This window comes from Noviherbaspirillum denitrificans (genome assembly GCF_002211445.1).
Taxonomy (GTDB): domain Bacteria; phylum Pseudomonadota; class Gammaproteobacteria; order Burkholderiales; family Burkholderiaceae_D; genus Noviherbaspirillum; species Noviherbaspirillum denitrificans.
In genome coordinates, this window is the sequence record NZ_LSTO01000001.1 from 2,764,700 (window position 1) to 2,789,916 (window position 25,217).

The window sequence follows — 25,217 nt, forward strand, 5'->3', positions numbered from 1 at the left end:
TAGATGATCTGGTTGCTCCATCCGGTGTCGCCGGCATTGACCGCCGTCCAGGTACGCGCGCCGAAGGGGCCGGACGGCACGTTGGCCTGCACCACCAGCGGCGAGAAGGTGAAGGAATCGCCGAAGGGATTGAACAAGACCGTCGGCAGGAATTGCGGCGCCAGTCCGCGTCCGAACTGCAGCTTGCCGAAATCACCGGCGAGGCCGATGTTGGCATCGCGCGAGAACAGGTTGTCGCCGCCGAAGCGGCCGATCTCGCCGGTGTCGCCACGATAGAAGCCGGTCAGCGCAACTTCCGCGCGCAGGCCGCCGCCGAGGTCTTCGGTGCCCTTCAAGCCCCACCATGAGGTGGTCATGCCGCCGCTGCCGACGACACCCTTGCGTCCCGTGTCGCCGCTGTTCTTCATCGAGCCCGCGAACATGTCGACCAGTCCGGCAACCGTCAGGCTCGTCTGCGCGAGCGCACTTCCCGTTGCCATGCATGCGAGAAGGCCGAGTGCCGCTTTTGCTTTTTTCATTTGCTGTTCCTGTGGATGGATTGAACGGCGCCGCCGCTGCAGCAAAGTGCAAGACGAACGGCATGCATTCTTCTCAGCAATAGATGTGCCCGGTGGAAATCATTGTTTTAGTGCGCTGATTCTTGACGGCGAACAAGGAAGCGAATGCGGCAGGAATGCGATGCGCCAGCGTGGGGCATCGCTGCATCGCTCTTGTGAAACGAACGCCTTCCGCGAGGGTCAATGCTTCTCTCCCTCACCATCCCCGACGAAAGGAATGTCATGAAGGACAAACAGAACAGGCAAGGCAAGAAGCAGGATGAGCGTCCGGTGCTGACCACGCGCCAGGGCCATCCGGTAAGCGATAACCAGTCGCTGCGCTCGGTCGGCGAGCGCGGACCGGCCACGCTGGAGAATTACCAGTTCATCGAAAAGATCACGCACTTCGACCGCGAGCGCATCCCCGAGCGCGTGGTGCATGCGCGCGGCACCGGCGCGCATGGCTGGTTCGAAGCCTACGGCAAGATCGGCAGCGAGCCCGCGGAAAAATACACGCGCGCCAAGGTGCTGACCCAGACCGGTGTGCGCACGCCGGTGTTCGTGCGCTTCTCGACGGTGATCGGCGCCAAGGATTCCCCGGAGACGGCGCGAGATCCACGCGGCTTCGCGGTCAAGCTGAAGACGGTGGACGGCAACTGGGACCTGGTGGGCAACAACCTGAAAGTCTTCTTCATCCGCGATGCGATCAAGTTTCCCGACATGATTCACGCATTCAAGCCCGACCCGGTGACCAACAGGCAGGAACCGTGGCGCTTCTACGATTTTGTGTCGCAGACACCCGAGGCGCTGCACATGGTGACCTGGGTGAAGAGTCCGTGGGGCATTCCCGCGAACTATCGCGAGATGGAAGGATCGGGCGTGAATACCTACAAGCTGGTCAACGACCAGGGCGTGGCGCACCTTGTGAAGTTCCACTGGCAACCGAAGCAGGGCGTGCGCAACCTGACCGCGGCGCAGGCGGCCGAGATCCAGGCGCAGGACGTCGGCCATGCCACCAAGGATCTCTACGATGCAATCGCGCGCGGCGATTTTCCCGAGTGGGAATTCTGCGTGCAGCTGATGAGCGACGGCGAGCATCCCGAACTGGACTTCGATCCGCTGGACGACACCAAGCGCTGGCCGGAAGACAAGTTCCCGCTGCTGCCGGTGGGGCGCATGGTGCTCGACCGCAATCCGGACAACGTGTTCGCGGAAACGGAACAGTCAGCCTTCGGCACCGGCGTGCTGGTGGACGGCGTCGACTTTTCCGACGACAAGATGCTGCAGGGGCGCACGCTTTCCTATTCGGACACGCAGCGCTACCGCGTCGGTCCGAACTACCTGCAGCTGCCGGTCAACGCGCCGCAGGAAAAGGCGCGCGCGAAGACCAACCAGCGCGACGGCCAGATGGCCTACTACGTCGACGACGGCGGCGAGGACAAGCACATCAACTATGAGCCGAGCATGATGGGCGGCATGAAGGAAGCGCCGAAGCCGGCGAACGAGTATCACCAATGGGTGGAAGGCCACCTCGGCCGCTTCGAGACAACGCGCACCGCGGACGACTACAAGCAGGCCGGCGAACGCTATCGCACGTTCGAAGACTGGGAACGCGATGAGCTGGTCGGCAACATCGGCGGCGACCTGAAGCAATGTCCGGAGCCGATCCAGCTGCGCATGATCTGGCACCTGTGGCATTGCGACGAGGATTACGGCAAGCGCGTGGCCGAAATCGCCGGCGTGCGCCTCGAGAAGGCGCTCGACCTGCCGCCGCTGCCGGGGAAGCCGGCGCCGCACGAGAAGCGATCGGGTGAGACGTTCACCAGCGGCAAGAAGGATGTGCCGGCACGGGCGCAGCAGGAGGGCGCGCCTGCAAAGTAGGTTCGGTCATCCGATCCTTCCATGCACAGGGACAAGGCAGGCTGGATGACTTGCCAGTCGTCAACAAGGCCGACACGCAGGCCGCGTTCAGGAACCTGCCCTTCCTGGCATTGCGCGGCGCTGCTCGCGCATTCCTGTCCTGTTTCGATTTGCAACATAGGTCGAAAGCAACGCTGTTAGCGCCTATATTTCCCAGCACCAAACAGTCATCAAGGGCACTAACACGTCCCTGCACAAGGAGGAATCCATGAAGAACCTTACCCCGCTCCTGACCGCCGGCTTGTCGGCCACCGTCCTGCTCACAGCCTGCGGCGGTGGAGGTGGCGGCGACAGCACGGTTGCTGCCGGCACGCTCAAAGTATCGCTGACCGATGCCCCGTCTTGCGGATTCGACAATGTATTCGTGACGGTGAGCAAGGTGCGCGTGCACAAGAGCAGCGATGCCGCCGATACCGATGCCGGATGGTCGGAAATCGTGCTGACGGCGCCGCGCAAGATCGACCTGCTCGGCCTGGTCAACGGCAAGCTCGAAGATCTCGGACAGACCAGCCTGCCGGCAGGCACCTACAACCAGGTACGCCTGGTGCTCGTTCCCAATACCGGCACGACGGCCGCCAATTCGGTCGTGCCCACCGGCGGTTCGGAAACAGCACTTGTCACGCCGAGCGGTGTGCAAAGCGGCATCAAGCTGAACGGCAACTTTGAGGTGGGCGCGGGCGCAACCACCGACATCGCGCTCGATTTCGACGCCTGCAAGTCCTTCGTCAAGCGCGGCAACGGCAGCTTCAGCCTGAAACCGGTCATCCGCTTGATTCCGATGGTCGCCAGCGGTGCCATCAGCGGCTATGTGGACAAGAGCGCGGCCGGACCGCAAACCCTGGTCAGCGCACAGGTCAACGGCGTGACGGTTCGCAGCACGGTCCCGGACAGCGAGGGTTTCTTCTCGCTTTCGCCGCTCGAAGCGGGCACTTACGTGGTGGTGGCGACCGGCGCATCGCGCTCGACCGACGTCATCAACGCCGTCCCTGTTGCTGCCAAGGCAACGACCGCGCTGAGCACCAGTACCGCACCGCTGCTGACCACGGTTTCGACCATGGGCACGCTCTCCGGAACCGTGCTCCCGGCCGATGCCGAAGGCAGCGTCGCCGCCTTCCAGGCCATCAGTGGCGGTCCTGTCGCATCGATCCGTTACAGCGCCGCCAACGCGACGACCGGCGAGTACAGCCTCGCACTGCCGCTGGCCGCGCCGCGGTATGGCCAGTACAGCAGCACGCTGCCGCTGACCTTTGCCACGCAAGGCACGCTGGCAGGCAAATATGCGGTGCAGGCTGGCGCGGCCGGTTACCAGACCCAGTCGGTCGACATCGACCTCGCGGGCGGCAACGTGACGCGCAATTTCACGCTTGTGAAGTAAGTTCAGCGCTCGGGTCCGGGCACCAGTCCCGGACCGATCGCCAGCAGCAGGCACACACCGGCAAGCACGAAGCCGGTGTGCACTGCCTGCGACAGCATGTGCAGCAAGGCGGACTGATCCGCAGCCATGTGGAAAACGAATTGCTGCGCGCCCCACAACGATATTGCCCCGAACCCCAGGCAGCACGCAGTCTGGCCGAGATAACGGCGCACCGGTGACGTCGGCTTCTTCCACGGAACCGTGCCGGCAAGTGCGCATCCCATCCGGCGCGCGGCCGCCAGCAGGAATCCGGTGAGAAAGCCGGTCCAGAATGCCGCTTCGACGAACGGCGGCCATGTTTCCTGAACAAAGGCGCGCACTTGCGCGTCGCCCACTCCCACCGGCCACCCGGCGATCAGCATCCCTCCCGCCACCGCGAATGCCACGCCGATCCACGCCGACATCACGAGCTGCGATTTCCAGAACTGAAACTCGGCTTCCAGTGCCGCGTCATCGATAGAAGAGCAAATTCCCATGGTCGCCTCCCGGACATATTGATGCTTTGATACGGCGGACGCGGTCGGGTTCGCGCTGCCGCGAATACCCGTCGAATTTAAACATTTATTTAAAATAGATGTTATAGTGGCGCTGTGCCGTAGCAATTTTTCCCCTCTGATTTTGAACTTGAAGGAACAGCATGAAAACCGAGAACCTGTCATTCATCAGTCCGCTGGACGAAGCGCGTGCCATGGACGCCGCCCGCGTGCTCAATTCGATCAAAGGTGTGAGCAAGGTGGCAATTACCACCGCCAGCGGAACGGTCAACGTCGGCTTCGACGACGATGTCACGTCGATCCAGGAAGTGCGCACGGCACTGCTGAAGGCAGGTTTTGCCGTCAAGCGCAGCGGCCACGGCGAAGAAGGCATGTGCTGCGGAAGCTGCGGCAGCTGACATCGCGTCGGACATGAACTATCCTGCATTTTTCGACCAGGCACCGATCATCACCGTGCACGATGCTCTTGCGCGGTTTCTCGGGGCTTGCCAGGACGGCATCATCACTTACCGCTACATTGATGCGGTGCGGCTGGCAGGACATTCCTGCCCGACCGTTGCCGGCGCTTACCTGATGACGCGCCGTGCGCTTGCCTTGCTTTACCCGGACGGCATGCCCGAACGCGGCGGCGTGCAGGTACGCTTTGCCGGCGACCAGGACGAAGGCGTGACGGGTGTGATCGGAAGCGTCGTCGGCTTGGTGACGGGCGCGGCCGGCCCTGGCGGGTTCAAGGGAATCGGCGGAAATTTCGAACGCCAGTACCTGATGGCTTTTTCCTGCTCGCTGGATGCCGACGTTGCGTTCGAACGTCGCGACAACGGCGCCTCGGTCCAGCTTTCCGCGCACCTCGACAGGGTCGAGGCAAACCCGCGCACCGGGGCATTGCTGCGGAAAATCCTGCAAGGCCTGGCTGCGCCGGAAGAGCAAGCGGAGTTCGCGCTTCTCTGGCAGGAACGCGTGAAACGCATTCTGATCGACCATGCCGACGACCCGGAAATCGTCACGGTAAAACACTGACTGCGGGGAACCGGCTGGCGGAGTAAGATGTCGCAGAGCAAGCGCCCATCATTCGGCAAATTTCCCTCAAGGCATTCACATGGTTACCTCCCCCCTGCAAGACATCGAACTTTCCGAAGAGCTGATCCGCAAATTCGACAAGCCGGGGCCCCGCTACACGTCTTATCCGACCGCGGACCGGTTCAACACTGCGTTCACCGACCAGACCTACCAGGCCTACCTGGCGCAGCGTTCCGCACGCACCGACAATCCGCCGCTGTCAGTCTATCTGCACCTGCCGTTCTGCGAGTCGTTGTGCTATTTCTGCGCATGCAACAAGATCATCACGCAAGACCACGGCCGCGTGACGGAATACCTGCGCTACCTGGACAAGGAAATGGCAATGGTCGCTTCCCATCTTGGCGCGGACCGCAGGACGGTCCAGCTGCACCTGGGTGGCGGGACGCCAACCTTCTTCAATGCCGACGAACTGCGCCAGCTGATGGAGATGGTGCGCAAGCATTTCAGCTTCACGCCCGATGCCGAACTCGGCGTGGAGATCGACCCGCGCACGGTGCGCGAGGGCACGCTGGAAATGCTTGCCGGCCTGGGCTTCAACCGCAACAGCTTCGGCGTGCAGGATTTCGACGCCGCCGTGCAGCAGTCGGTCAACCGCATCCAGCCGTTTGACATGGTCGAGCGCGCGGTGACGGAGAGCCGCAAGGCGAATTTCCAGTCCACCAATGCGGACCTGATCTACGGCTTGCCCAAGCAGACCCTCGAAAGTTTCAGCCGTACGCTCGACAGCCTCATCCGGCTCGCGCCGGACCGCATCGCGCTGTACAACTATGCGCACCTGCCGAGCCGCTTCAAGGCGCAACGCCTGATCGTCGCCGAGGACCTGCCGTCGGCGGAAGACCGCCTGCAGATCTTCATGATGTCGACGCGCCGCCTGCTGGAGGCCGGCTATGTGTATATCGGCCTCGACCATTTCTCGCGACCGGAAGAGGAATTGAACAAGGCACGCCTGGACGGCTCGCTGCACCGCAACTTCCAGGGCTACACCACGCGCGCCGAATGCGACCTGGTCGGCTTCGGCGTGTCGGCCATCGGCAAGGTCGGCAATTCCTACAGCCAGTCGGTGCGCAGCGTGACCGCGTATTACGAAGCGCTCGACGCCGGCCGCCTGCCGGTGGAAAAGGGATTCGAGCTGAGCAAGGACGACCTGCTGCGGCGCCAGATCATCATGACCCTGATGTGCAGCGCGCCGCTGGATATCGATGCGATCAACCGCCACTACGACATCGATTTCCAGCAGTACTTCGCGCACGAATTGGGCGCTTTGCGGCAATTCGAGGATGCAGGATTCATCACAGTCGATCCTTCGGCCATCCGCGTCACCGCCAAGGGCCGGCTCTTCGTGCGCGCGGTCGGCATGACGTTCGACAAGTACCTGGCGCAGCCGACGACGTCGACCTATTCGAAACTGATCTGATGGCCAAGAAATTCCCCATCAACCCCAAGCATCCCGAGCGCCTCTGCTGGGGATGCGACAAGTATTGTCCGGCTGATTCGCTCGCTTGCGGCAACGGCTCGGATCGTACGCAGCATCCCATCGAGTTGTTCGGCGAAGGTTGGCAGGAATTTGGGCTCGATTCGCCCGAGGAACAGGACGAGGCCAAGGACTCAGGCTGACACAAGCCGCTTCGTCCATTCCAGCAGTACCGTCGGAAGCAGCTCCGGCTTCGGCAGCAGCGCGTAATGATGCGCGCCGAACACGCCCGGCAGATACGCCGCCGCCTGGCGGTCGATCGTCAGGCAGAACGGATTGATTCCCTGCAGCCGTGCCTCCGTCACCGCCTGCCGCATATCCTCGACGCCGTAGCGCCCTTCATAGACATCGACATCATTCGGCTTGCCGTCGGACAGCAGCAGCAGGAGCCGGTGCGCCGCCGCTTGATGCAGCAGGGACGCGGTGGCATGCCGGATCGCGGCGCCGGCGCGGGTGTAATGCTCGGGCTCGAGCGCCGCAATGCGCCGCGCAATCGTATCGCCATAAGCTTCGTCGAAGGATTTGAGCGTCCGTATGGTGACGCGTTGCGGTCCCTCGCCGGAGAAGCCGAGTACCGCGTACGGCGCCTGCAATCCCTGCAGCGCAATCGACACCAGCAGCAGCGCCTCGCGCTCCACGTCGATCACGCGCCTGTTGGCGGAAATCCATCCATCGGTCGAGCCGCTGATGTCGATCAGCAGGACGATCGCCAGGTCGCGTCGCGCAGGCCGGCATGTCTGGTAGAGGCGCTGGGACAGCGGCAATCCGGCGCGGAAGTCGGCCTGGCTGTCGATGTAGGCCTCCAGGTCGATCTCTTCTCCTTCAACCTGTTTGCGCAGCCGCGTGCGCTGCGCGCGCAGCAGTTCGAAACGGCGCCTGACCGCATGCAGCATCGACCGGTGTGCGTGCAGCGTACTCTCCACCCACGCTTGCAGGCCCTCTTGCGGCGCCAGCAGGTGAACGGTGGCGCCGGGCTGGCGGTAGGCGGCAACCCGGTAGTCCCATTCGGGATAATCGAGTCGCGTGCCGGAACCGTCCCAGGCACGCGGCGCCTCGATTCTTGCGCGTGACTCCGGCGCGTCGTCGGACAGGAGCACTTCCTTGGCCCGGCCTGGTGTCGATACCAGCCGTGCTTCCGGAAGTTCCGAGAGGGCATCGGCAAACTCTTCCGCAGCCGTGCTCTCGTCACGGTCAGTGGGCCTCTGCATGCCGACAGGGTCTTCCACCTGCTCGTGCGGCTGGCTGGTCTGGATCATCCAGGCGCCTTGCTTGTCATCGCCTTCATCGTCCTTCGGCTCGCGGACATCGGGCCTGCGCGGCAGTCTTGCGCTGCGGGTTGATGCGCGGTCCGGATCAGGACCGCCTTCTCCCTCCAGCGCCTGCCGCACCACCACAGGAGGCGGAAGCAGGTCGCCCGTCCAAAGGTCCTTGTAGAGGGTTGAAGTGGACGGTGCAAATGCCTGTGCCTGTTCCAGCACATCGCCGGGCGCATGTTCAGCGTCCCCATAACCACCAGCCAGCAGCGATCGGGCAAGGTCTTCCAGCGGCCGCGTCGAGGGCGGAAACCTGTCGATGGAAGGCCGCATCCTCAATGCCGCCTGCCGCACCGCGTCGACGGATGTGCGCATGCCGGGAAGCAGGCGGACAATGTGCGCATCGGCGGCCTGCGCTTCCAGCAGGAGGAAGGCCGCCCGCTGGTATTCCGTTGCCAGCTCGCCCAGGAAGGCCGCACTCTTGCGGCTGGCGCGCATTGCCTGCTGCAGCGCCATGACGCGGTACCAGTCCATTGCGGGGATGTCCGTTGCCATCTCCAGTTCCGGTGGAAGCCAGATACTGACCCCATCGGTCGCGGGAAGCGCGATGGCATGCCGCGGTCCCTCCTTGCGCTTGAAGACCTTGGTCAGGAAGGTCGGCGGCGCCGGCGCCTGCGCGACGCGTATCGGAAAGCTCTTTCCGAACACCGCGGCAAGCAGCAGATCCAGGCGTTGCGACACGTCCCGCAGCGCGAGTCGCGTCGGAGCGGCATGATCCTTCCTGTGGCGCCGCCAGAGGTCGCGCGCGAAAATCGTTGCATGCCGCGCGACATCCGTGATGACGTCTTCCGCTTCCGGCATGGCTTACACGAAGGTAGCGTCGACCAGGTCCCGCATCGCGCCCACCAGCGACGCATCGTCGGACAAGGGCGAAACGAGCGCCGAATAACACGCCTGGCGGACGGGGATGCCGCTGGCGATCAGCCTTGCCGCGGAGATCAGCAGGCGCGTGCTGGGTACTTCGGCGAGGCCCCGGTCCTGCAGCGCGCGCAGGCGGTGCCCGAGCGACACCAGCGCCTGCGCGGTGGCATGGTCCGCTTCGCCTTCCTTCTGGATGATGCGCGCCTCGCGTTCGGCCGGCGGAAAATCGAAATCCAGCGACACGAAGCGCTGGCGCGTGCTGGGCTTCAAGTCCTTCAGCATGCGCTGGTACCCAGGGTTGTAGGAAATGACGAGCTGGAATCCCGGCGCGGCCTCGATGGTTTCGCCGGTCTTGTCGATTGGCAGGATGCGCCGGTAATCCGTCAGCGGATGCAGCACCACCACCGTATCCTGCCGCGCCTCGACTACTTCATCGAGGTAGCAGATGGCGCCTTCTCGTACCGCACGGGTGAGCGGTCCGTCCTGCCACTGTGTGCCGTCGTGACGGATCAGGAAGCGGCCGACAAGATCACTGGCGCTCAGGTCGTCGTGGCAGGAAACGGTTACCAGCGACCGGCCGACACGCCATGCCATGTGTTCGACGAAGCGCGTCTTGCCGCAACCGGTCGGCCCCTTGAGCATGACGGCCATGTTGCGCCGATGGCATTGCTCGAAAATGCCGATCTCGTCGCCCGAAGGCAGGTAATACGGCTCCGTGCCCGTCATGCCCTGATCGGCGAGACCGGTACCGCGTCAGGCATCTCCGTGGTGATTTCAAACCGCGGCGCATGCCTGAAGAAATCAATGATGAACAGGATGACGCCGATGGCAAACAGCGTGGCCGTCGCCGTCAGCATCAGGAAGTGCACCTGGATCTTGAGCTGCGCATCGAGGTAACCCAGCCCCAGGATCCGTTCGAGATATACCTGTCCGATACCCGCGGTCGCGAACGAGAGCGTCATGCCGAACATCCCCGCGAGCTGCAGCCAGAATGACCAGTAACCCATGCTCGTTCCCTGCTCGCGGCGGCTGGGCGACATGGCCGGCAATGCGTACGAGATCATCGCGAGGACGATCATCGCATAGGCGCCATAGAAGGCCGCATGGCCATGCATTGCAGTGATCAGCGTGCCGTGCGTCCATTTGTTCACGCCGGGCCAGGTATGGGCAAGGCCGAGCAGGCCGGCGCCGAAGAGTGTGTAGATGGCGCTGCCGATGGTCCAGTGCAGGGCCAGCGTGTTGGGATGCGCCATGCCCGAACGGCGGATCGCGGAGTACGCATACATGGCCATCGCGATCAGCGCGACCGGTTCCAGCGCGCTGAAGAAGCCGCCGATCGGCAGCCAGTAGGTCGGTACGCCGACCCAGTAATAGTGATGCGCGGTGCCGAGGATGCCGGCAATGAAGACCAGGCCGACGATCACATACAGCCACTTTTCCATCACCTCGCGGTCGGCCCCGGACAGGCGTATCAGCAGGTAGGCAAGGAAGCCGCCCTGGATCATTTCCCATACGCCTTCCACCCACAGGTGGATCGTCCACCAGCGGTAGAAGATGGCGACCGTGTAGTTATCGAAGTGCAGCAGCGACGGCAGGTAGAGCACGGCCGCGCCGGCGATGCCCAGCAGCAGCACGCCTTCGGTGGTAGTGAAGCGCCCGGACTGGCGGATGGTCATTACCACGTTGTAGAGGAACATCAGCATCACGATGACGATGACAATCTTGTGCGGCAGGGGCTGCTCGAGCAGCTTGTTCCCCGTGCCGTAGCGGAACAGGTAGCCGATCACCGCCGTCACGCCCATCACCACCCATAGCGCGAGCTGTATGTAAGCCAGCTTGACGCTGTAGATCTCGGTGCGCGACTCGTCGGGAATCATCCAGTAGGTGGCGCCCATGAAGCCCGTCAGCACCCACACCACGAGCAGGTTGGTGTGGATCATCTTCGACACATCGAAGGGGAGGATGTACAGGAGCGGATCGGGCCCGAGGTACTTGGCGGCGGAGAGCAGGCCGAACACGACCTGCAGGCCGAACAACACCATCGCCACGGCGAAATACCAGTAGGCGACGGATTGCGATTTGTAGCGCATACGGTTCCCCTGTGATTATTTCAATGTCGCGAGATAGGCCGCGAGATGGTCGATCTGCTCGGGCTTGAGGTCCTTGCCATAGGTATTCGGCATGAAGGACACCCCGTTCGCCGAGTACATCGCGCCCGGTACGATATGGGCGCTGGGATTGGTAATCGACTCGCGTATGTAGCCGGCCGCATCCTTGGCCTTGCCCTTGTAGTCCGGTGACGCGATAAGCTTTTCGGCGCGCGACGCGACGCCGGCAAGCGACGGACCAGCCATGTTGACCCCGGGCGCGATGGAGTGGCACGCATTGCACGCGGGCGTCGCCGAGCGGAACAGGCGCTCGCCGAGGGCAATCGGGTTTTCATTGCCCGATTGCGGCCGCGCGCCTGGCGGAAGCTGCCCCGCATCCTTCTGCCCCGACGTATCCGCCTGCTGTCCGGCAGTCATGTCGGTGCCCGGTATGGTCGCGCCCGTGACCAAGATGGGACGCGGCGGCCAGCCCTGGTTGTCGACCTTGCCGATCCAGTCGAGGAAGGCGATCAGGTTCTTGATTTCCTCGTCGCTCAGGTTCTGTTTCGGCATGAGCCGGCGGTGCCGCTGCTCGTCGTAGAACTGCGAGGGATCCTTCATGTAGGCCTGCAGGTATTGCTCGCCCCGCAGCTGCGTGATCTTGGTCAGGTCCGGCGCGTAATACGCGCCCTCGCCGAAGAGCGTGTGGCAGTTGATGCAGTTGTACTTGTGCCAGACGTCCTGCCCGCTGCGCACGGCGGGCGTGATGTTCTGCGCGTTGGTCAACTTCGGAAACTGCCTGTGGCTGTCGATCGTCATTCCGATGAACACCAGGGCGGCAATGGCAGTGGAGGCGATGGCAAACAGCCGTGTCTGTCGCTTGTTCATGTGCTGGTCCTTTCCGCGTCAGACGCCGATGCCGGACCAGTACTTGATCGAGGTAAAGCCGGAATACAGGATCGCTACGATCATCAGGAGAACAATGACGTAGCCAAGCAGCTTCAAGGTGCCGTGCATGATGAAGTACCCCACGTTGTTTTGTTTCTTCGGATCTGGAGTGCGCGAGCAAGGCAGACGGAAGCCGGTGCAAGGACCGGCATGTCGGCTGCCAATGCATGATTGACAGGCAGCGGCAAGGTGCGATCCCTTGATCTCAGGCGATCTTAATAAAGATCAAATGTGCTGCAGGGAAGAATGGAACCGCTGGTTTGTCACTCTGCGAAGAAATAAAAAAGCCCCCGGGGCAACCGGGGGCTTTCATTGCAACGCTTACTGCGTTCAGGACACTTGCTGGATACCTGCCAGCACCCACCCGCCATTACCGGCAGCCGGCTTGGACAGGTTCCACACTTCAACGAATGCTTCAGCCGGCGCATTCTCCGCTTCGCGGATCATGCCGGAGAAGCGCACGCTCGCCATGTGCTCGCCGTCGATGGTTTCGATGCCGAGCAGTTGCGCATCCAGCGACACGACATCGGTGTGGTTGGCCGATGCGCCGCGCTCCAGAAGCTGCTGCTTCATTTCCGCATACATTTCCGGCGTGGTGAACTCACGCAGGTCGTTCACGTCGGCCTTGTCCCATGCCGCCTGCAGGCGGATGAAATAAGTCTTCGCATGTCGCAGGAAGCCGGCGGTATCGAAATCGGCCGGGATGCCCCAGGGCGCCTCGTTCGACGATCCGGCAGACGCGGTCGGCGACTGCAGCGCGGCCGGTTCGACGCGCGAACCGATGTCAGGCGTGGCGAAGCCCGGGCCGGCTGCGGCAGGCTGGAACGCGCTCTTTGCCTGCGCGCCGTTCTTCTTTGCCGTCAGCATGCGGTAGATGAAGAACGCCGCGGCTGCCAGCAGGCCGACCATCAGCATGGTGCTGATCATGCTTGCGAGTGCGCCGCCGAGGCCGAAGTGCGACAACAGAGCGCCCAGGCCGAGGCCGAGCAGGGCGCCGCCGAGGAGGCCCTTCCACATGCTGGGCTTCTGCACCGGCGCCGGGGCGGCCGCGGGGGCAGCCGGCTTCGCAGCAGCAGGCGCGGCTTGCTGGTTCTGCATCGGGGCCGCCTGCTGGCGGCTCACACTCTGCGACTGCTTGCCAAACGAACCGCCGCCGCCCATGCGTTTCGCTTGCGCTTCGGACACGACAACCGACAGCGCGCTGACGGCGACCATCAGGGTGACCAGAAATTTCTTCATGTTTCCTCCGAGAGTTGAAATACGTGTGATGGCGGTCAGCCAATCACAACGGTCACCATGGTAAGGCGGGTCGCATATTATAAAAAGCGAATAAACATTGATTAATTCTTCGAAAAAACGAGAAATTTTCCGTTCCGAACTCGTGCCTGCCACGCATGTCAAACCATCAACATCGTCACATCCGGAGGACGTTTCATGGCGCGAACCATGTGGAAGGGCGCGATCAGCTTTGGCCTGCTGCATGCGCCGGTCGGGCTGTACCCGGCCTCAAAACAGGACGAGATCGACTTCGACTGGCTGCACCGCAAGAGCTTCAAGCCGGTCGGCTACAAGCGCGTGGTCAAGGACACCGGCGAGGAAGTCGGCAAGGACGACATCGTCAAGGCGGTCAAGTACGAAGACCAGTACGTGGTTCTGTCCGACGAGGAAATCAAGGCGGCCAACGTCAAGTCCACGCATACCATCGACATCGTCGGCTTCACGGAGGCGGAAGACGTCAATTTCCTGTTCTTCGAAACGCCCTACTACCTCGCCCCGACCAAGGGCGGCGAAAAGGTTTATGCGCTGCTGCGCGAAGCCCTGCTGAAATCGAAGAAGATCGGTGTCGCGCTGGTCGTGCTGCACAACAAGCAGCATCTCGCCGCGTTGATCGCGACGCCGCAGGCCATCGTGCTCAACACCCTGCGCTGGGCGACCGAGGTGCGCAGCCCGGACGACCTCGACCTGCCGGAAGAAGGCTTGAAGAGCATGGCGATCAAGCCCAAGGAATTGCAGATGGCGACCCAGCTCATCGAAAGCATGACCGAGGAATGGGCGCCCGAACAGTTCAAGGATACCTTCCGCGACGACATCATGAAGATGGTGAAGCAGAAGTTCGACGCCGGCCAGTCGAAGGAAATCACCGAGGTCAGCATCGAGGAGCCGGAAGAAACGAGCAACGTGGTCGACCTGACCGAACTGCTGCGCAAGAGCCTGCAGGGCAGGACGCCGGCCGCGCCGAAGAAGGCCAAGGCGCCGCCGCCCGCGCGCAAGCGTGCAACGGTGCGCGGGTCGAAGGCTGTGCACTAAATGCTGCCTGACAGTCTTTCGCCCCAGCTTGCGGCCCTCGTTGAAGACATTCCCCGCAACGGTGACTGGATCTATGAAATCAAGTTCGACGGCTACCGCCTGCTGGCGCGCGTCGATGGTGGCGAGGTGACGCTGTTCACGCGCGACGGCAAGGACTGGACCGCGAAGCTGCCGGCACAGGCGGATGCCATTCGCGAACTCGGCCTGGAGAACGCATGGCTGGACGGCGAGATCGTCTGCCTCGACAGCCATGACGTGCCGAACTTCCAGCTGCTGCAGAAGGCGATCCACGACCATCGCAGCAGGGACCTGGTGTACTTCCTGTTCGACCTGCCTTTCCTCAACGGTTCTGATTCACGGCAGGTGCCGCTGCGTGAACGACGCGCGCTGCTGGAGGAAGTCCTGTCCGTCACCACGCCTGGCATCCTGCGCTACAGTGCGCCGCTCGAACAGCCGCCGCAGCAGCTGCTCGACGGCGCCTGCCGGCTGGCGATGGAAGGCATCATCGGCAAGCGCATCGACGCGCCCTATGCAGGCACGCGCAGCGACAGCTGGATCAAGCTGAAGTGCAGGCGCCGCCAGGAGTTCGTGATCGGCGGCTATACCGAGCCGAAAGGCAGCCGCAAGTTCTTTGGCGCGCTGCTGCTTGGCGTGTATGAAGCGGGCAGGCTGCGTTATGTCGGGCGTGTCGGCACTGGGTTCGACCGCGAGGTGCTGCACGCGACCTACAAGCAACTGAACGCGCTGGAGCAGGCGAAAAATCCCTTCGATCATATGCCGCCCGATGTGCGCAAGGCCGAGGTGCACTGGGTGAAGCCGCGGCTGGTCGCGGAAATTTCCTTTGCCGAATGGACGGACGACGGCTTGCTGCGCCAGGCGGTCTTCCACGGCCTGCGCGTGGACAAGCCCGCCACCGGCGTACAGCGTGAAGAAGCAATACTCGCAACCCGCATCAAGGTGACACATCCGGAACGCGTGATCGACCCGGCCGAGGGCCTCACCAAGCTCGACCTGGTGCGCTATTACGAGCGCATCGCGGATCGCATGCTGCCCTGGCTGCGCGATCGTCCCGTCTACCTGCTGCGCTGCCCCGAAGGCGTGCTCGGCGAACACTTCTTCCAGAAGCACACCAACCGCACCTTCATCCCCGGCATCAAGACACTCGACCCCGCGCTCGATCCGGGGCACGAGCCGCTGATGGTGATCGATTCGGTCGAAGCGCTTGCGGGCGCCGCGCAAATGGGCGCCATCGAACTGCATACCTGCAATGCGACGGCGGACCGGATAGAACGGCCGGACTGCATGGTATTCGACCTCGATCCCGATCCCGTGCTGCCCTGGAAGAAAGTCGTTGATGGCACGCGATTGCTGCGCGTGGTGCTGGATGAACTCGGACTCGCGAGCTTTCTCAAGACCAGCGGCGGCAAGGGGCTGCATGTGGTCGTGCCGCTCGCGCGCCGCCACGATTGGGATGAAGTGTCCGCCTTCTCGCAGGCAGTCGCGCGCCATCTCGCGACGACGCTGCCGAAACATTTCAGCGCGAAGATGGGCGAAAAGAACCGCGTTGGAAAGATCTTCATCGACTACCTGCGCAACAAGCGCCAGGCGAGCACCGTTGCACCCTGGTCAGTGCGCGCGCGGCCGCGCCTGCCGGTGTCGGTGCCGATGCATTGGGATGCGCTGGACGGCATCATTCACGCCGGGCAATGGACGATCGCCGCATTGCCTTCGCTCGACGATGATCCGTGGAAGGATTTCGGCAGCACGCGGCAGACGCTCTCGAAGGCAATGAAGAAAGCGTTGGGAATCGATTAAGAACTATTCGCGCCCTTCCGCGCTCTGACCCTGCGCATTACGGAAAACAGAAAGGAGTCATGCATGTTTGAACGAACCTCTCTCAACGGCCGCCGCGTTGCGGTGCTGGCGGCCGACGGCTTTGAAAAGATCGAACTGACGATGCCGGTCAAGGCACTGGAAGCGAAGGGGGCGGAAGTGGATATCATTTCCTTGCGCTCCGGCAGCATCCGCGGCGTCAACCTGCACGAGCCGGCGAGCCGGGTCAGGGTGACGCGCACGCTGGACGAAGCCGATCCCTCCGATTACGACGCGCTGCTGATTCCCGGTGGATTGCTGAGCCCCGACCTGCTGCGACAATCGGCCGAGGCGCGCGATTTCGTGCGCGCCTTCGACACTGCCCGCAAGCCTATCGCCAGCCTGTGCCATGGTCCCTGGATCCTTGCCTCGGCGGGCCTCACACAAGGCCGGACAATGACCTCGTGGCCGGGCGTGCGCGACGACATGGTGAATGCCGGCGCGGTATGGCTCGACAAGGAAGTTGTGCGCGACGGCAACTGGGTGACCAGCCGCGGACCGCAAGACCTCAAGCCTTTCATCAAGGCAATGACCACCTTGTTTGCGGAAATGGCGCCGATCACCGGCAGCGCGGCGCGCTCGCTTTTTTCCGATCCGCAACGCAAATCGCCTCCCGCGCTGGTGACGACGGCGATGCGCTTTATGCCGAAGCCATCACTGCGTACCCTTGTTGGCGTGGCCGTGGTCGGCGCGGGCATCATGGCGGCGAACAAGCGGAGGCAGTCGGCGATACGATGAGCGGGGAACTTACTCGCTTGTCGAAGAGTCAATGCACACCCATCCATAGGAACAAGGAAGGCAATGACTGAAGTAGCAACATTCCCCAACTACGATCCCAACAACTTGCTTAATGCCCTCATCGCGCACCTCGGCCTGTCGAGCGACGGTGCACTGTCACGCAGGCTCAAGATCGCCCGCGACGTCCTCGGCGCCATCCGCGCCGGCCGCATCCAGGTCGGCGGCTCGATGCTGCTGTGGATACAGGAAGCAACCGGCATCAGCGTGGAAGAACTGCGCCGCCTGATGGGCGACCGCCGCGCCAGGTACCGCCTGAGCGTGCCGGTACTCATCCCTCGTGGCGCCGCCACGAACTGAAGTCGTCCACGCTGCGCGCGCCCGTCCGGTCCATGATGCCGGACGCGCGCGCACTCTGTTCTTCATCTTCCGCATCGACCGTCAGCATGACGCTGCCGCTCCACGCCGGCTCGGAATTGTTGTAGGCGTCGGTGCGCTCCTCGACGCCGAACATCCTGTGGAGCGGCCCATCCGCCGGGCCTGTCCCGGTGTCCTTGGCTTCGATCACCGCATTGCCGTCGACGGGGCCGGCTTCGTCGATGCGGCTGTCGAGGTGCACGCTGTCCGGCGCAAATCCTGAAGCAAGCAATTGTTCGCGCGCATGGCTGGCGGTGGCGAGGCTGTCGTAAATCCGGATGAGGGTCTGGGGCATGATTGTCTCCGCATAGGTATATGGCGGTGTGACCCCCTGAACCCTTATACGTTCTAATCCCCCGTCGGCGATATCTGGAACGTCCTCACCTGCGCCAGCTTGCGCAGGTAGTCCGCGAGCACGGACACATTCTGTTCATCCGCGGTCTGCAGGATCATCCGGTACTCGAAGAATGCGCCGTCGTCGGTCACGCGGTAACTCATGTTGGCCACCGTAAAGCCATGCTGCGTCAGCAGGGCGCGCACCTGTTCCTCAGACATGGCATTGGCGCGATCGAAGCGGATCGCGTAATGCGCATATGAATGCGATGGCATGTACGATTCGATGCGCCGGAATGCCGACAGCACCCCCAGTGTCAGCACCGTGGCAAGGACGGCGGGGAAGTAGAAGCCGATGCCGACCAGGATGCCGATGGCGGAGGTCATCCAGATCGACGCCGCGGTGGTAAGCCCACGCACGCTGAAGCCTTCCTTGAAAATCACGCCCGCACCGAGAAAGCCGATGCCGGTCATGATTCCCTGCGCCATGCGCGTCGGATCGGTCTGCACCTGGTCCGCGGGAATGTCGAGCCATCGTTGCTGGTACACCATGACGAGCATGAGCAGGCTGGATGCGAGGCAGACCAGCGTGTGCGTGCGGAAACCGGCGGGCCGGCCGTGATAGCTGCGTTCCAGTCCGATGATGCCGCCAGCCAGCACGGCGCCGAGGAGGTGCGCGGTGATGACAAAGTAATCGGTGTAGACGGATGGTTCAGACATGATGCATTCAAGATAGGCGCGTTCCACCGCGCATGTTCTGCGCGACAACAACATTGGTTCACGCCGGCAGTATTCCGCGATGCTGCGCCATTGCCGACGGGAACAGGAACCGCTTGAGCATCAGCGCCGCCATTTCCGCCGCTGGCACCGGCCGGGACACGAAGTGGCCCTGCACTTCGTCGCATTCGAGCGACTGCAAGGCCTGCAGCTGCTCGGCAGTTTCCACGCCTTCGGCCACGATGCAGATGTCGAGGGCGTCGGCCATGGAGACGATCGCCTTGAACAGGGCGGTGCCTTCCGCATCCTTTCCCAGCGTGACGGTGAACGCGCGGTCGACCTTGAGGATGTCGACATTGAGCCGCTGCAATTGCGACAGCGAAGAATAGCCGGTGCCGAAATCGTCCACCAGCAGCTTGACGCCGAGGCGACGCAGTCCTTCCATTTCACCGGCGACAGTGTCGTGTTCACCGGCCATGCAGGATTCGGTCAGTTCGACGCCGACCAGTTCCGGGTCGACCTCATGGCGCCGCATCGCGTCGGCGAGGATGTCGGTGACGTGCCCGTCGTTGAACTGCAGTGCCGACACATTGATGGAGACCGGCACCACCGGCAGCCCCTCGGCCTTCCAGCGCGCGATCTGGGCGCAAGCCTTTTCGATCACGATGCCGCCAAGCTCCAGGATCAGGCCGGTATCTTCGGCGACGTCAATGAATTCGACCGGCGGCACCATGCCGCGCTCGGGATGCTGCCAGCGCACCAATGCTTCCATGCTGCACAGTCGGCCGGTCGCCGTGTCGACGCGCGGCTGGTAGTGGAGGATGAACTCGTCGCGCTCGATCGCCTGGCGCAGCGCCTGCTCGCGGTTGATGCGCAGCACGAGGCGGTCCGACAGGTGGGCATGGTAGAACTGGTAGCGGCCCTTGCCGGCGGCCTTGGCCGCGTACATCGCGATATCGGCGTGCTTGAGCAGGGTATCGCCGTCCCGGCCGTCTTGCGGATACATGCTGATGCCGATCGACGCCTGCACGCGCTGCCCGCTCGTGCGCGCGACGGTGAAGGGTTCGCCGAGGGCGGCGATGATGCTGCGCGCCACACGTGCCACGGTTTCCGCGCTGCGCACCCCATCGAGCACGATCGTGAACTCGTCCCCGCCCAGCCGCACCACGCGGTCGCTGCCGCGCACCAGCGAGCGCAGGCGCTCGGCGGCGGCCTTGAGCAATTCATCGCCTGCACCGTGGCCGAGCGTGTCATTGATGTTCTTGAAGTCGTCGAGATCGATGAACAGGAGCGCGAGGCCGCCATGGCTGGCATGTGCCTGCTCGATCGCGAGCGGCAGGTAGCTCGACAGCCAGTGGCGGTTGGGCAAGGCGGTCAACGCATCGGCATTGGCCATGTTGGTCAGCGCCTGCTCGTGCGCCTTGATATCGGAGATGTCTCGTATCGTCATTGCCAGCCCGGCGCCGGAACGCACCACCTTGCGATGCACCCATTCGGCTTTCAGCAGGCTTGGCGAAGGCACCCGCAGCTCGTCTTCGTAGTAGCCGGTTTCCATCGCTTCGCGCAGCTTCTCGAAAATGGCCTGCGCGTGGCTGCCCGAGTACAAGTTGCCCATCGTGGCGCCGACCAGGTTGGCCCTGCCCATGCCAACCAGCGTGGCGGCGCGTTCGTTGCAGTCGGCCACCTGGTAGTCGACCACCGTCCCGGTGGCGTCCCGGAGGGGGACCAGCATGTAGAAGCCTTCCTTGGCGGCATCCACCGCGAGCCGGTAGGTTTCCCTGACCTCGTGTTCCTTTTGCCTCCGCCAGGCCAGCCGTGCCGAGAGCACCATGCCGACGCTGGCGAACAGGAACAGCAGCACGCTGCCGACAGTGGCCAGCGCGAAGGTGCGCCGCGCGGAAGCGTTGTAAGCGGCGAACACCCGCTTTTCGGAGAGACCCGCCATCGCGACCAGCGGGTAGCGCTCCAGGCGCTTCCAGGCGACGATGCGTGCCCGGCCGTCATGGAAGCTGTCCGCCTTTTCGTAGGCTACGCCGGCCAGGGTGCGGAAGGCGGGATCTTCGCGGTAGAACATTTGCTCGGTACCGGTCCGGTTGCGCGATGTAGTGACCAGCAGCGGGCCATTGCTGTAGCGTACGGAAACGAAATCGTCGGTGCTGAGCACCGCTTCGTCATAGAACGATCCGAGGTAGGCAGGCAAGACAGTCACCAGGGCGACGCCGGCGAAACTGCCGTCGATGTCCTCCAGGCGGCGGGTGAAGCGAAACACCGGAACCTGCAGGCGTCCCGAATTTTCCGGCCCGGCAATCAGCAAGCCGGGTTCGCCCGCCATATGCTCCAGGAAACTGGGATGGTTGCGAAAGGACTGGCGCTGCAAGGGCTTGAGCGTGCTGGTCACGAGCTCGCCGCTGCGGTCGATGATGCTGGCATTCATCTGCCCGATATCGGGATACAGTCCACGCTCCTGCTGCCGCTCGAGGTTGAGGATGACATACGGGTCTTCCCAGTCATGCTTGAGCCGCAGGCTGATCTGGTCGATATAGCCGACGGTGCGTTCGAGTTGTACCGCGTAGGCGCGTGCCAGCGATTCGGCTTGCCGGAACGCATCTTCGCGGACTTTCGCGCGGTCGCGTTCGAGCACGGTCAGGACGCTTCCCCAAAGCAGGCAGGCAAGCAGGAGCCCCGCAGCGGGCCACAGGAAGATGGCGCGCGCGTTTTTCCGAAGGAAACCGGTTCGCCGGACCGTCGCGGCCTGCCGGGCTGCTTTCGGAAGCCCGATATCAGGAATTTTCATGGTAGGTGCGCAGCGGTTGCCGGGCAGGACACGAAGCGGCACTGCCATGCGAATGAATGCATGACAAGTAAGAAACGTCGACGCATTCAAAGTTCCGGCACGCGGCCGGCACGAGGAATTACGTCACGACATCGGCGAACTGCTTGGTGTCGGTGTATTCCTGGAAACGCACCACGCGCCCGTCGCGCAGGCTCCACACGTGCGCAAACTGCGCGTGCAATTCCTTGCCGGTTTCCTTGTAGCGGCCATGGTGCATGCCCAGCACCACGACGTTGTTCTCGGCGTCGATCACTTGCTGCGGGCTGACGCTGAAGTCCGCCCAGTCGTGCCCGAGGCGCATGAATACGCCTTCAAGAATCGCCTTCGGACCGACATACGGGTTCCGGTCGGCGTAGGGGAAATTGTCCGCCTCGACCCATTCGACGCTGTCGTCCATGCGGTCCAGCACGGCGGGCACGTCGCCCCGGCTGAAGGCATCGTACAAGCCGCGAACGGTTTCTACGTTCAGTTGTGACATGACGCTCTCCTTGGCGCCGGCAAGGACCGGCGCCTGCCACCATGGTAGGCAGGCGGACGGGAAGCGGAATGACGATACGGGAATTGTTTGCGCCGGCGCAAACTCAGCGCGTGCCGAAGCGCAGGCGCGACAGCAGGCCGTCGGCTGCCGCATGCGCATCGTCCAGCGCATGCGCCGGCACGAATTTCAGCAGCGCCGGGATGCCGAGCGCGAGCAGCGTGACATCGTCGACCAGGCCGAGCAGCGCCAGCCAGTCGGGCACGAGATCGATCGGGCTGACGACGTACAGGCCGAGCAGGATGGCCGCGAGCTTCAGGCGGAACGGCGTGGCCGGGTTGCGGCAGGCATACCACAGCACAATGATTTCCCGGCCAACGGAACGGAACAGGCGACCCAGGCGAAGAAACATGGACAGACTCCGAATCCAAGAGGTTGATACGAAGACTTGGGCAACCGCAAGCGCGAAAAGTGCCCCCTGAATTCCTGAAGGAATATTCGTCAGCGCCTGATGTTTACCATGACAACACCGAGCATCACCAGCAAGGCCCCGGCAACGAATCGCGGATCGAGCGCATCGCCCAGCAGCAGCACGCCGAAGCCGACACCGAACATCGGCGTGAGGAAGGAAAACACCGACAGCCGGGACGCCAGGTACTTGCGCAGCATCCAGAACCAGACCAGGTAACTGAAGAAGGCCACGATCACCGCCTGGAAAAACAGGCTGCCCCACACCGTGCCGTTCCACACCACGCCGCTGCCCTGCCCCATGGCAAAGGCGATCGCCACGAGAATGAGGCCGCAGCTGGCAAGCTGGTAGAACAGCGTGATCGCGGGCGGCGCTTCCGACAGCGCCGAGCGCCGAATCAGCAGCGTGGTGGCGGCCCAGAACAGTCCGCCGAGCACGCCGAGCGCATCGCCGGCCAGCATCGATGTCCAGTCTTTCGCGGTGCTGGAAAAGCCGTTGGAAAATGCGACCGCAATCCCCGCGAACGCAGCGGCGGCGCCCATCCATTGCAGCGGCCCGAGGCGCTCGCCGGGAATGAACCAGTGCAACCCGAGCACCGTGAAGATCGGCGCGGTATATAAGAACACTGACATGTGCGACGCGGTGGTGTACTGCAGCCCTACTGCCACGCACAGGAACTCGAGCGCGAACAGCACGCCCGCGCCGATGCCGGGCAGGAAGAACCGATCGCGCACCGACAGCCGCTCGCCTTTCCACAGGATCACCACGAACACCAGCGCCGCCGCCGCGAGCGAACGCAAGCCGATCTGCATCACCGGCCCCATGGATGGCGCGGCAAGCTTGACCGCCACCTGTTGCAATCCCCACAGCACGCACAGCACCAGCATGGTGGCGACGGCCAGGGTATCGAGGGCTTTGCGTGGTGCAGACATATTGAGGCGCGAGAATAAGGCGAGCCGGATATTGTATGCGCGGGAACATTTTCGCGTTGCCGGCCTTCATTTTTTGCACTCGATCACACGACATGGCGAAAAGCCCAACTTCGCCTGAACCTGTCCCTGCCCCTTACCTCTAACTTGTTCAGAACAACCAATCCGGAGTGCAACACAATGAGCCCACAGGAACTCGATGCAGTGACATTATTGATCGCCCAGCACCGCGACTTGGAAGACCTGCTCGGTCGGGTGGCGGACGCCATGGAAGAGGCGGAGAAGAAGACGCTGTTCGCGCAGGCCGCCGACCTGCTGACGGTGCACATCAAGGCGGAAGAAGAGATTTTCTACCCGGCCGTGCACCGCGCGCGCACCGAGGACGACCTGCTCGAAGCGCTGGAAGAGCATTTGTCGCTCAAGCGCCTGCTGGCCGACCTCAACGACATGGAGCCTTCGGACAAATCGTTCGAGGCGAAATTCAAGGTACTCAAGGAGCAGACCGTGCATCACCACAAGGAGGAGGAGGAACACCTCTTCCCCGCGGTGCTCCGGCTGCTCGACCAGGCGCAGCGCATCGCGCTGGGCGACGAGATGCGCGTGCGCCAGGCCAGCCTGACGCGATTGGGCGAGCCGCGCGAAACCGTGTCCGACGAAACCGCGGCCGCCGCCCCGCTGCCGCCACAGCAAGGCGGCCAGATGGCCGCCGGCGCGCGATGAACGACGCCTGCGTGGCACATCCTCCAAGGAGCACATGATGGCGACACTACACGGCATCCTCACCGAACTCGGGATAGAAAACCCGGTCATGCATCCCGACCGAGAGGAAGGCCACGAGACCGGCTGGATGGTGGACGAAACGTTCGAGCCGATCATCGGCAAGACCTACCAGATTGCGTTCGGCCGCGTTCCCTTCGGACGGGAAATGCGCAATGTCATCCGCACCGTCCGCATCGACGGCCCCGAACCGGAACAGTGGTTCGACGTGGATGAGCAACGGCGCCTGGAAGATGGACTGAACCTGCATTCGATCAAAGCCTTCCGCCGCATCGCATAGCGACGGTGTGGGCCGGGTCAAATGCCCGGGACGATGCGGCGCTATCATGGATGGGTTTGCATTCGCCGCAAAGGAGAGGTATGAGCACCCATCGTCCGTCTTTCACCCTTGCCGTGCTGTGCTGCATGCCGCTTTCCGCCATGGCGCAGGCAAGCGTCGACAGCATCGCAAAGAACCTTGAACACCCCTGGGGCCTGACCTTCATCGGCGACGGCCGTCTCCTTGTTACAGAACGTCCCGGCCGCATGCGCGTGGTGCAACCGGATGGCAAGACCGGTGAACCGATCGAAGGCTTGCCGAAAATCGACGTCGGCGGCCAGGGCGGCCTGCTCGACGTGCTCGCCGACAGCGGCTACGCGCGCAACCGCACCATCTACTTCTGCTATGCCGAGCCGGCGAGATCGGGCTCGGGCAACTCGACCGCGCTCGCCTCTGCGCGACTGTCCGACGACCTGAAGCGGCTGGAGCAGGTCAAAGTCCTCTTCAGCCAGAAGCCCAAGACCAGCAGCGACGCCCACTTCGGCTGCCGCATTGTCGAAAGCGGCGACGGCACACTCTTCCTCACGCTGGGCGAGCGCTATAGCCGCAGGGACGATGCACAGACGCTCGACAACCACCACGGCAAGATCGTGCGCATCAACAAGGACGGTTCGGTCCCGAAAGACAACCCCTTCGTTGGCCGCGCCGGCGCCTTGCCCGAGATCTGGAGCTACGGCCACCGCAACGGCCAGGGCGCCACGCTCGGGCCCGACGGCAAGCTGTGGATGCACGAGCATGGCCCGCAGGGCGGCGACGAAGTCAACCGTCCCGAAGCCGGCAAGAACTACGGCTGGCCGGTGATCTCCTATGGCGAACACTACGGCGGCGGCAAGGTCGGCGTCGGCACCGCCAAGGCCGGCATGGAGCAACCGCTGTACTACTGGACGCCGTCCATCGCGCCTTCGGGGATGGC

26 protein-coding genes are annotated in these 25,217 nt (G+C 63.2%); 13 read left to right on the forward strand and 13 right to left on the reverse strand.

The genetic code is table 11. The features are described 5' to 3' along the window. Positions 1–518 (reverse strand): porin (locus AYR66_RS13460; protein WP_141104245.1); only part of this gene is annotated, 518 nt, incomplete at its 3' end. A gap of 222 nt (positions 519–740) precedes the next feature. On the opposite strand from AYR66_RS13460, the gene AYR66_RS13465 reads away from it, so the two are divergent. Both AYR66_RS13465 and AYR66_RS13470 read left to right on the forward strand, forming a co-directional pair. Further along, complete coding sequence (locus tag AYR66_RS13465) at positions 741–2,417, forward strand: catalase (protein ID WP_214608763.1); 1,677 nt, start codon at positions 741–743, stop codon at positions 2,415–2,417. Positions 2,418–2,664: 247 nt separating this feature from the next. After that, positions 2,665–3,831: a DUF4382 domain-containing protein gene (locus tag AYR66_RS13470; RefSeq protein WP_088707901.1), complete on the forward strand. Its 1,167-nt coding sequence runs from the start codon at positions 2,665–2,667 to the stop codon at positions 3,829–3,831. Positions 3,832–3,833: 2 nt separating this feature from the next. On the opposite strand, the gene AYR66_RS13475 is transcribed toward AYR66_RS13470, so the two are convergent. After that, entirely contained in the window at positions 3,834–4,346 is a 513-nt protein-coding gene (locus AYR66_RS13475; protein ID WP_088707902.1) for a hypothetical protein, read from the reverse strand. Positions 4,347–4,507: 161 nt separating this feature from the next. Between AYR66_RS13475 and AYR66_RS13480 the strand changes: the two genes are divergently transcribed. From AYR66_RS13480 to AYR66_RS13495, 4 genes are all read left to right on the forward strand, one after another. Then, the gene (locus tag AYR66_RS13480; protein ID WP_088707903.1) at positions 4,508–4,762 is read left to right on the forward strand and encodes a heavy-metal-associated domain-containing protein; all 255 of its coding nucleotides are present in this window, start codon (positions 4,508–4,510) and stop codon (positions 4,760–4,762) included. A gap of 13 nt (positions 4,763–4,775) precedes the next feature. Beyond that, a complete protein-coding gene (locus tag AYR66_RS13485; RefSeq protein ID WP_088707904.1) occupies positions 4,776–5,381 on the forward strand; it encodes a hypothetical protein in 606 nt (201 codons plus the stop codon). Positions 5,382–5,460: 79 nt separating this feature from the next. Beyond that, a complete protein-coding gene (hemN, locus tag AYR66_RS13490) occupies positions 5,461–6,855 on the forward strand; it encodes an oxygen-independent coproporphyrinogen III oxidase (protein WP_088707905.1) in 1,395 nt (464 codons plus the stop codon). Further along, positions 6,855–7,055, forward strand: a complete 201-nt coding sequence (locus AYR66_RS13495) for a DUF3079 domain-containing protein (RefSeq protein WP_088707906.1) — start codon at positions 6,855–6,857, stop codon at positions 7,053–7,055. The genes hemN and AYR66_RS13495 overlap by 1 nt, the downstream gene beginning before the upstream one ends. Here AYR66_RS13495 and AYR66_RS13500 read toward each other — a convergent pair. From AYR66_RS13500 to AYR66_RS13520, 5 genes are all read right to left on the reverse strand, one after another. Then, positions 7,047–9,026, reverse strand: coding sequence for a nitric oxide reductase activation protein NorD (locus AYR66_RS13500; RefSeq protein ID WP_088707907.1), 1,980 nt, complete (start codon positions 9,024–9,026; stop codon positions 7,047–7,049). The two genes, AYR66_RS13495 and AYR66_RS13500, sit on opposite strands and share 9 nt — an antisense overlap. Positions 9,027–9,029: 3 nt before the next feature. Next, the gene (locus AYR66_RS13505; RefSeq protein ID WP_088707908.1) at positions 9,030–9,812 is read right to left on the reverse strand and encodes a CbbQ/NirQ/NorQ/GpvN family protein; all 783 of its coding nucleotides are present in this window, start codon (positions 9,810–9,812) and stop codon (positions 9,030–9,032) included. Further along, on the reverse strand, positions 9,809–11,176 hold the full coding sequence (locus AYR66_RS13510; protein WP_088707909.1) for a cbb3-type cytochrome c oxidase subunit I: 1,368 nt from the start codon (positions 11,174–11,176) through the stop codon (positions 9,809–9,811). Before AYR66_RS13510 ends, AYR66_RS13505 begins: the two co-directional genes overlap by 4 nt. 15 nt (positions 11,177–11,191) lie before the next feature. After that, positions 11,192–12,061 (reverse strand): c-type cytochrome, encoded by an 870-nt coding sequence (locus AYR66_RS13515; RefSeq protein ID WP_088707910.1) that lies wholly within the window; start codon positions 12,059–12,061, stop codon positions 11,192–11,194. A gap of 390 nt (positions 12,062–12,451) precedes the next feature. Continuing rightward, positions 12,452–13,360, reverse strand: a complete 909-nt coding sequence (locus AYR66_RS13520) for a Tim44 domain-containing protein (RefSeq protein ID WP_088707911.1) — start codon at positions 13,358–13,360, stop codon at positions 12,452–12,454. Between the two features lie 195 nt (positions 13,361–13,555). Between AYR66_RS13520 and ku the strand changes: the two genes are divergently transcribed. From ku to AYR66_RS13540, 4 genes are all read left to right on the forward strand, one after another. Next, positions 13,556–14,428: a non-homologous end joining protein Ku gene (gene ku, locus AYR66_RS13525; protein ID WP_088707912.1), complete on the forward strand. Its 873-nt coding sequence runs from the start codon at positions 13,556–13,558 to the stop codon at positions 14,426–14,428. Next, positions 14,429–16,243: a DNA ligase D gene (ligD, locus tag AYR66_RS13530; RefSeq protein ID WP_088707913.1), complete on the forward strand. Its 1,815-nt coding sequence runs from the start codon at positions 14,429–14,431 to the stop codon at positions 16,241–16,243. A gap of 63 nt (positions 16,244–16,306) precedes the next feature. Next, complete coding sequence (locus tag AYR66_RS13535; protein ID WP_088707914.1) at positions 16,307–17,038, forward strand: type 1 glutamine amidotransferase domain-containing protein; 732 nt, start codon at positions 16,307–16,309, stop codon at positions 17,036–17,038. 63 nt (positions 17,039–17,101) lie between these two features. Further along, a complete protein-coding gene (locus AYR66_RS13540) occupies positions 17,102–17,395 on the forward strand; it encodes a hypothetical protein (RefSeq protein WP_088707915.1) in 294 nt (97 codons plus the stop codon). Here the strand turns inward: AYR66_RS13540 and AYR66_RS13545 are convergent. From AYR66_RS13545 to AYR66_RS13570, 6 genes are all read right to left on the reverse strand, one after another. After that, positions 17,367–17,747: a hypothetical protein gene (locus tag AYR66_RS13545; protein WP_088707916.1), complete on the reverse strand. Its 381-nt coding sequence runs from the start codon at positions 17,745–17,747 to the stop codon at positions 17,367–17,369. The genes AYR66_RS13540 and AYR66_RS13545 overlap by 29 nt on opposite strands. Positions 17,748–17,800: 53 nt before the next feature. Then, a complete protein-coding gene (locus tag AYR66_RS13550; protein WP_088709800.1) occupies positions 17,801–18,505 on the reverse strand; it encodes an MgtC/SapB family protein in 705 nt (234 codons plus the stop codon). A 58-nt stretch (positions 18,506–18,563) separates the two neighbouring features. Next, the gene (locus tag AYR66_RS13555; protein ID WP_170942138.1) at positions 18,564–21,296 is read right to left on the reverse strand and encodes a bifunctional diguanylate cyclase/phosphodiesterase; all 2,733 of its coding nucleotides are present in this window, start codon (positions 21,294–21,296) and stop codon (positions 18,564–18,566) included. Between the two features lie 118 nt (positions 21,297–21,414). After that, positions 21,415–21,813: a nuclear transport factor 2 family protein gene (locus tag AYR66_RS13560; RefSeq protein ID WP_170942139.1), complete on the reverse strand. Its 399-nt coding sequence runs from the start codon at positions 21,811–21,813 to the stop codon at positions 21,415–21,417. A 103-nt stretch (positions 21,814–21,916) separates the two neighbouring features. Then, the gene (locus AYR66_RS13565; RefSeq protein WP_088707919.1) at positions 21,917–22,222 is read right to left on the reverse strand and encodes a YkvA family protein; all 306 of its coding nucleotides are present in this window, start codon (positions 22,220–22,222) and stop codon (positions 21,917–21,919) included. A gap of 89 nt (positions 22,223–22,311) precedes the next feature. Further along, positions 22,312–23,211 carry a DMT family transporter gene (locus tag AYR66_RS13570; RefSeq protein WP_088707920.1) on the reverse strand — a complete coding sequence of 300 codons (900 nt, stop codon included), beginning with the start codon at positions 23,209–23,211 and terminating at the stop codon, positions 22,312–22,314. A 177-nt stretch (positions 23,212–23,388) separates the two neighbouring features. Between AYR66_RS13570 and AYR66_RS13575 the strand changes: the two genes are divergently transcribed. From AYR66_RS13575 to AYR66_RS13585, 3 genes are all read left to right on the forward strand, one after another. Continuing rightward, positions 23,389–23,928, forward strand: a complete 540-nt coding sequence (locus AYR66_RS13575; RefSeq protein WP_088707921.1) for a hemerythrin domain-containing protein — start codon at positions 23,389–23,391, stop codon at positions 23,926–23,928. A gap of 34 nt (positions 23,929–23,962) precedes the next feature. Next, positions 23,963–24,265 (forward strand): hypothetical protein, encoded by a 303-nt coding sequence (locus AYR66_RS13580; protein ID WP_141104072.1) that lies wholly within the window; start codon positions 23,963–23,965, stop codon positions 24,263–24,265. 125 nt (positions 24,266–24,390) lie between these two features. Then, positions 24,391–25,217, forward strand: an 827-nt coding sequence (locus tag AYR66_RS13585) for a PQQ-dependent sugar dehydrogenase (RefSeq protein ID WP_420093131.1), incomplete at its 3' end; no start/stop codon positions are given.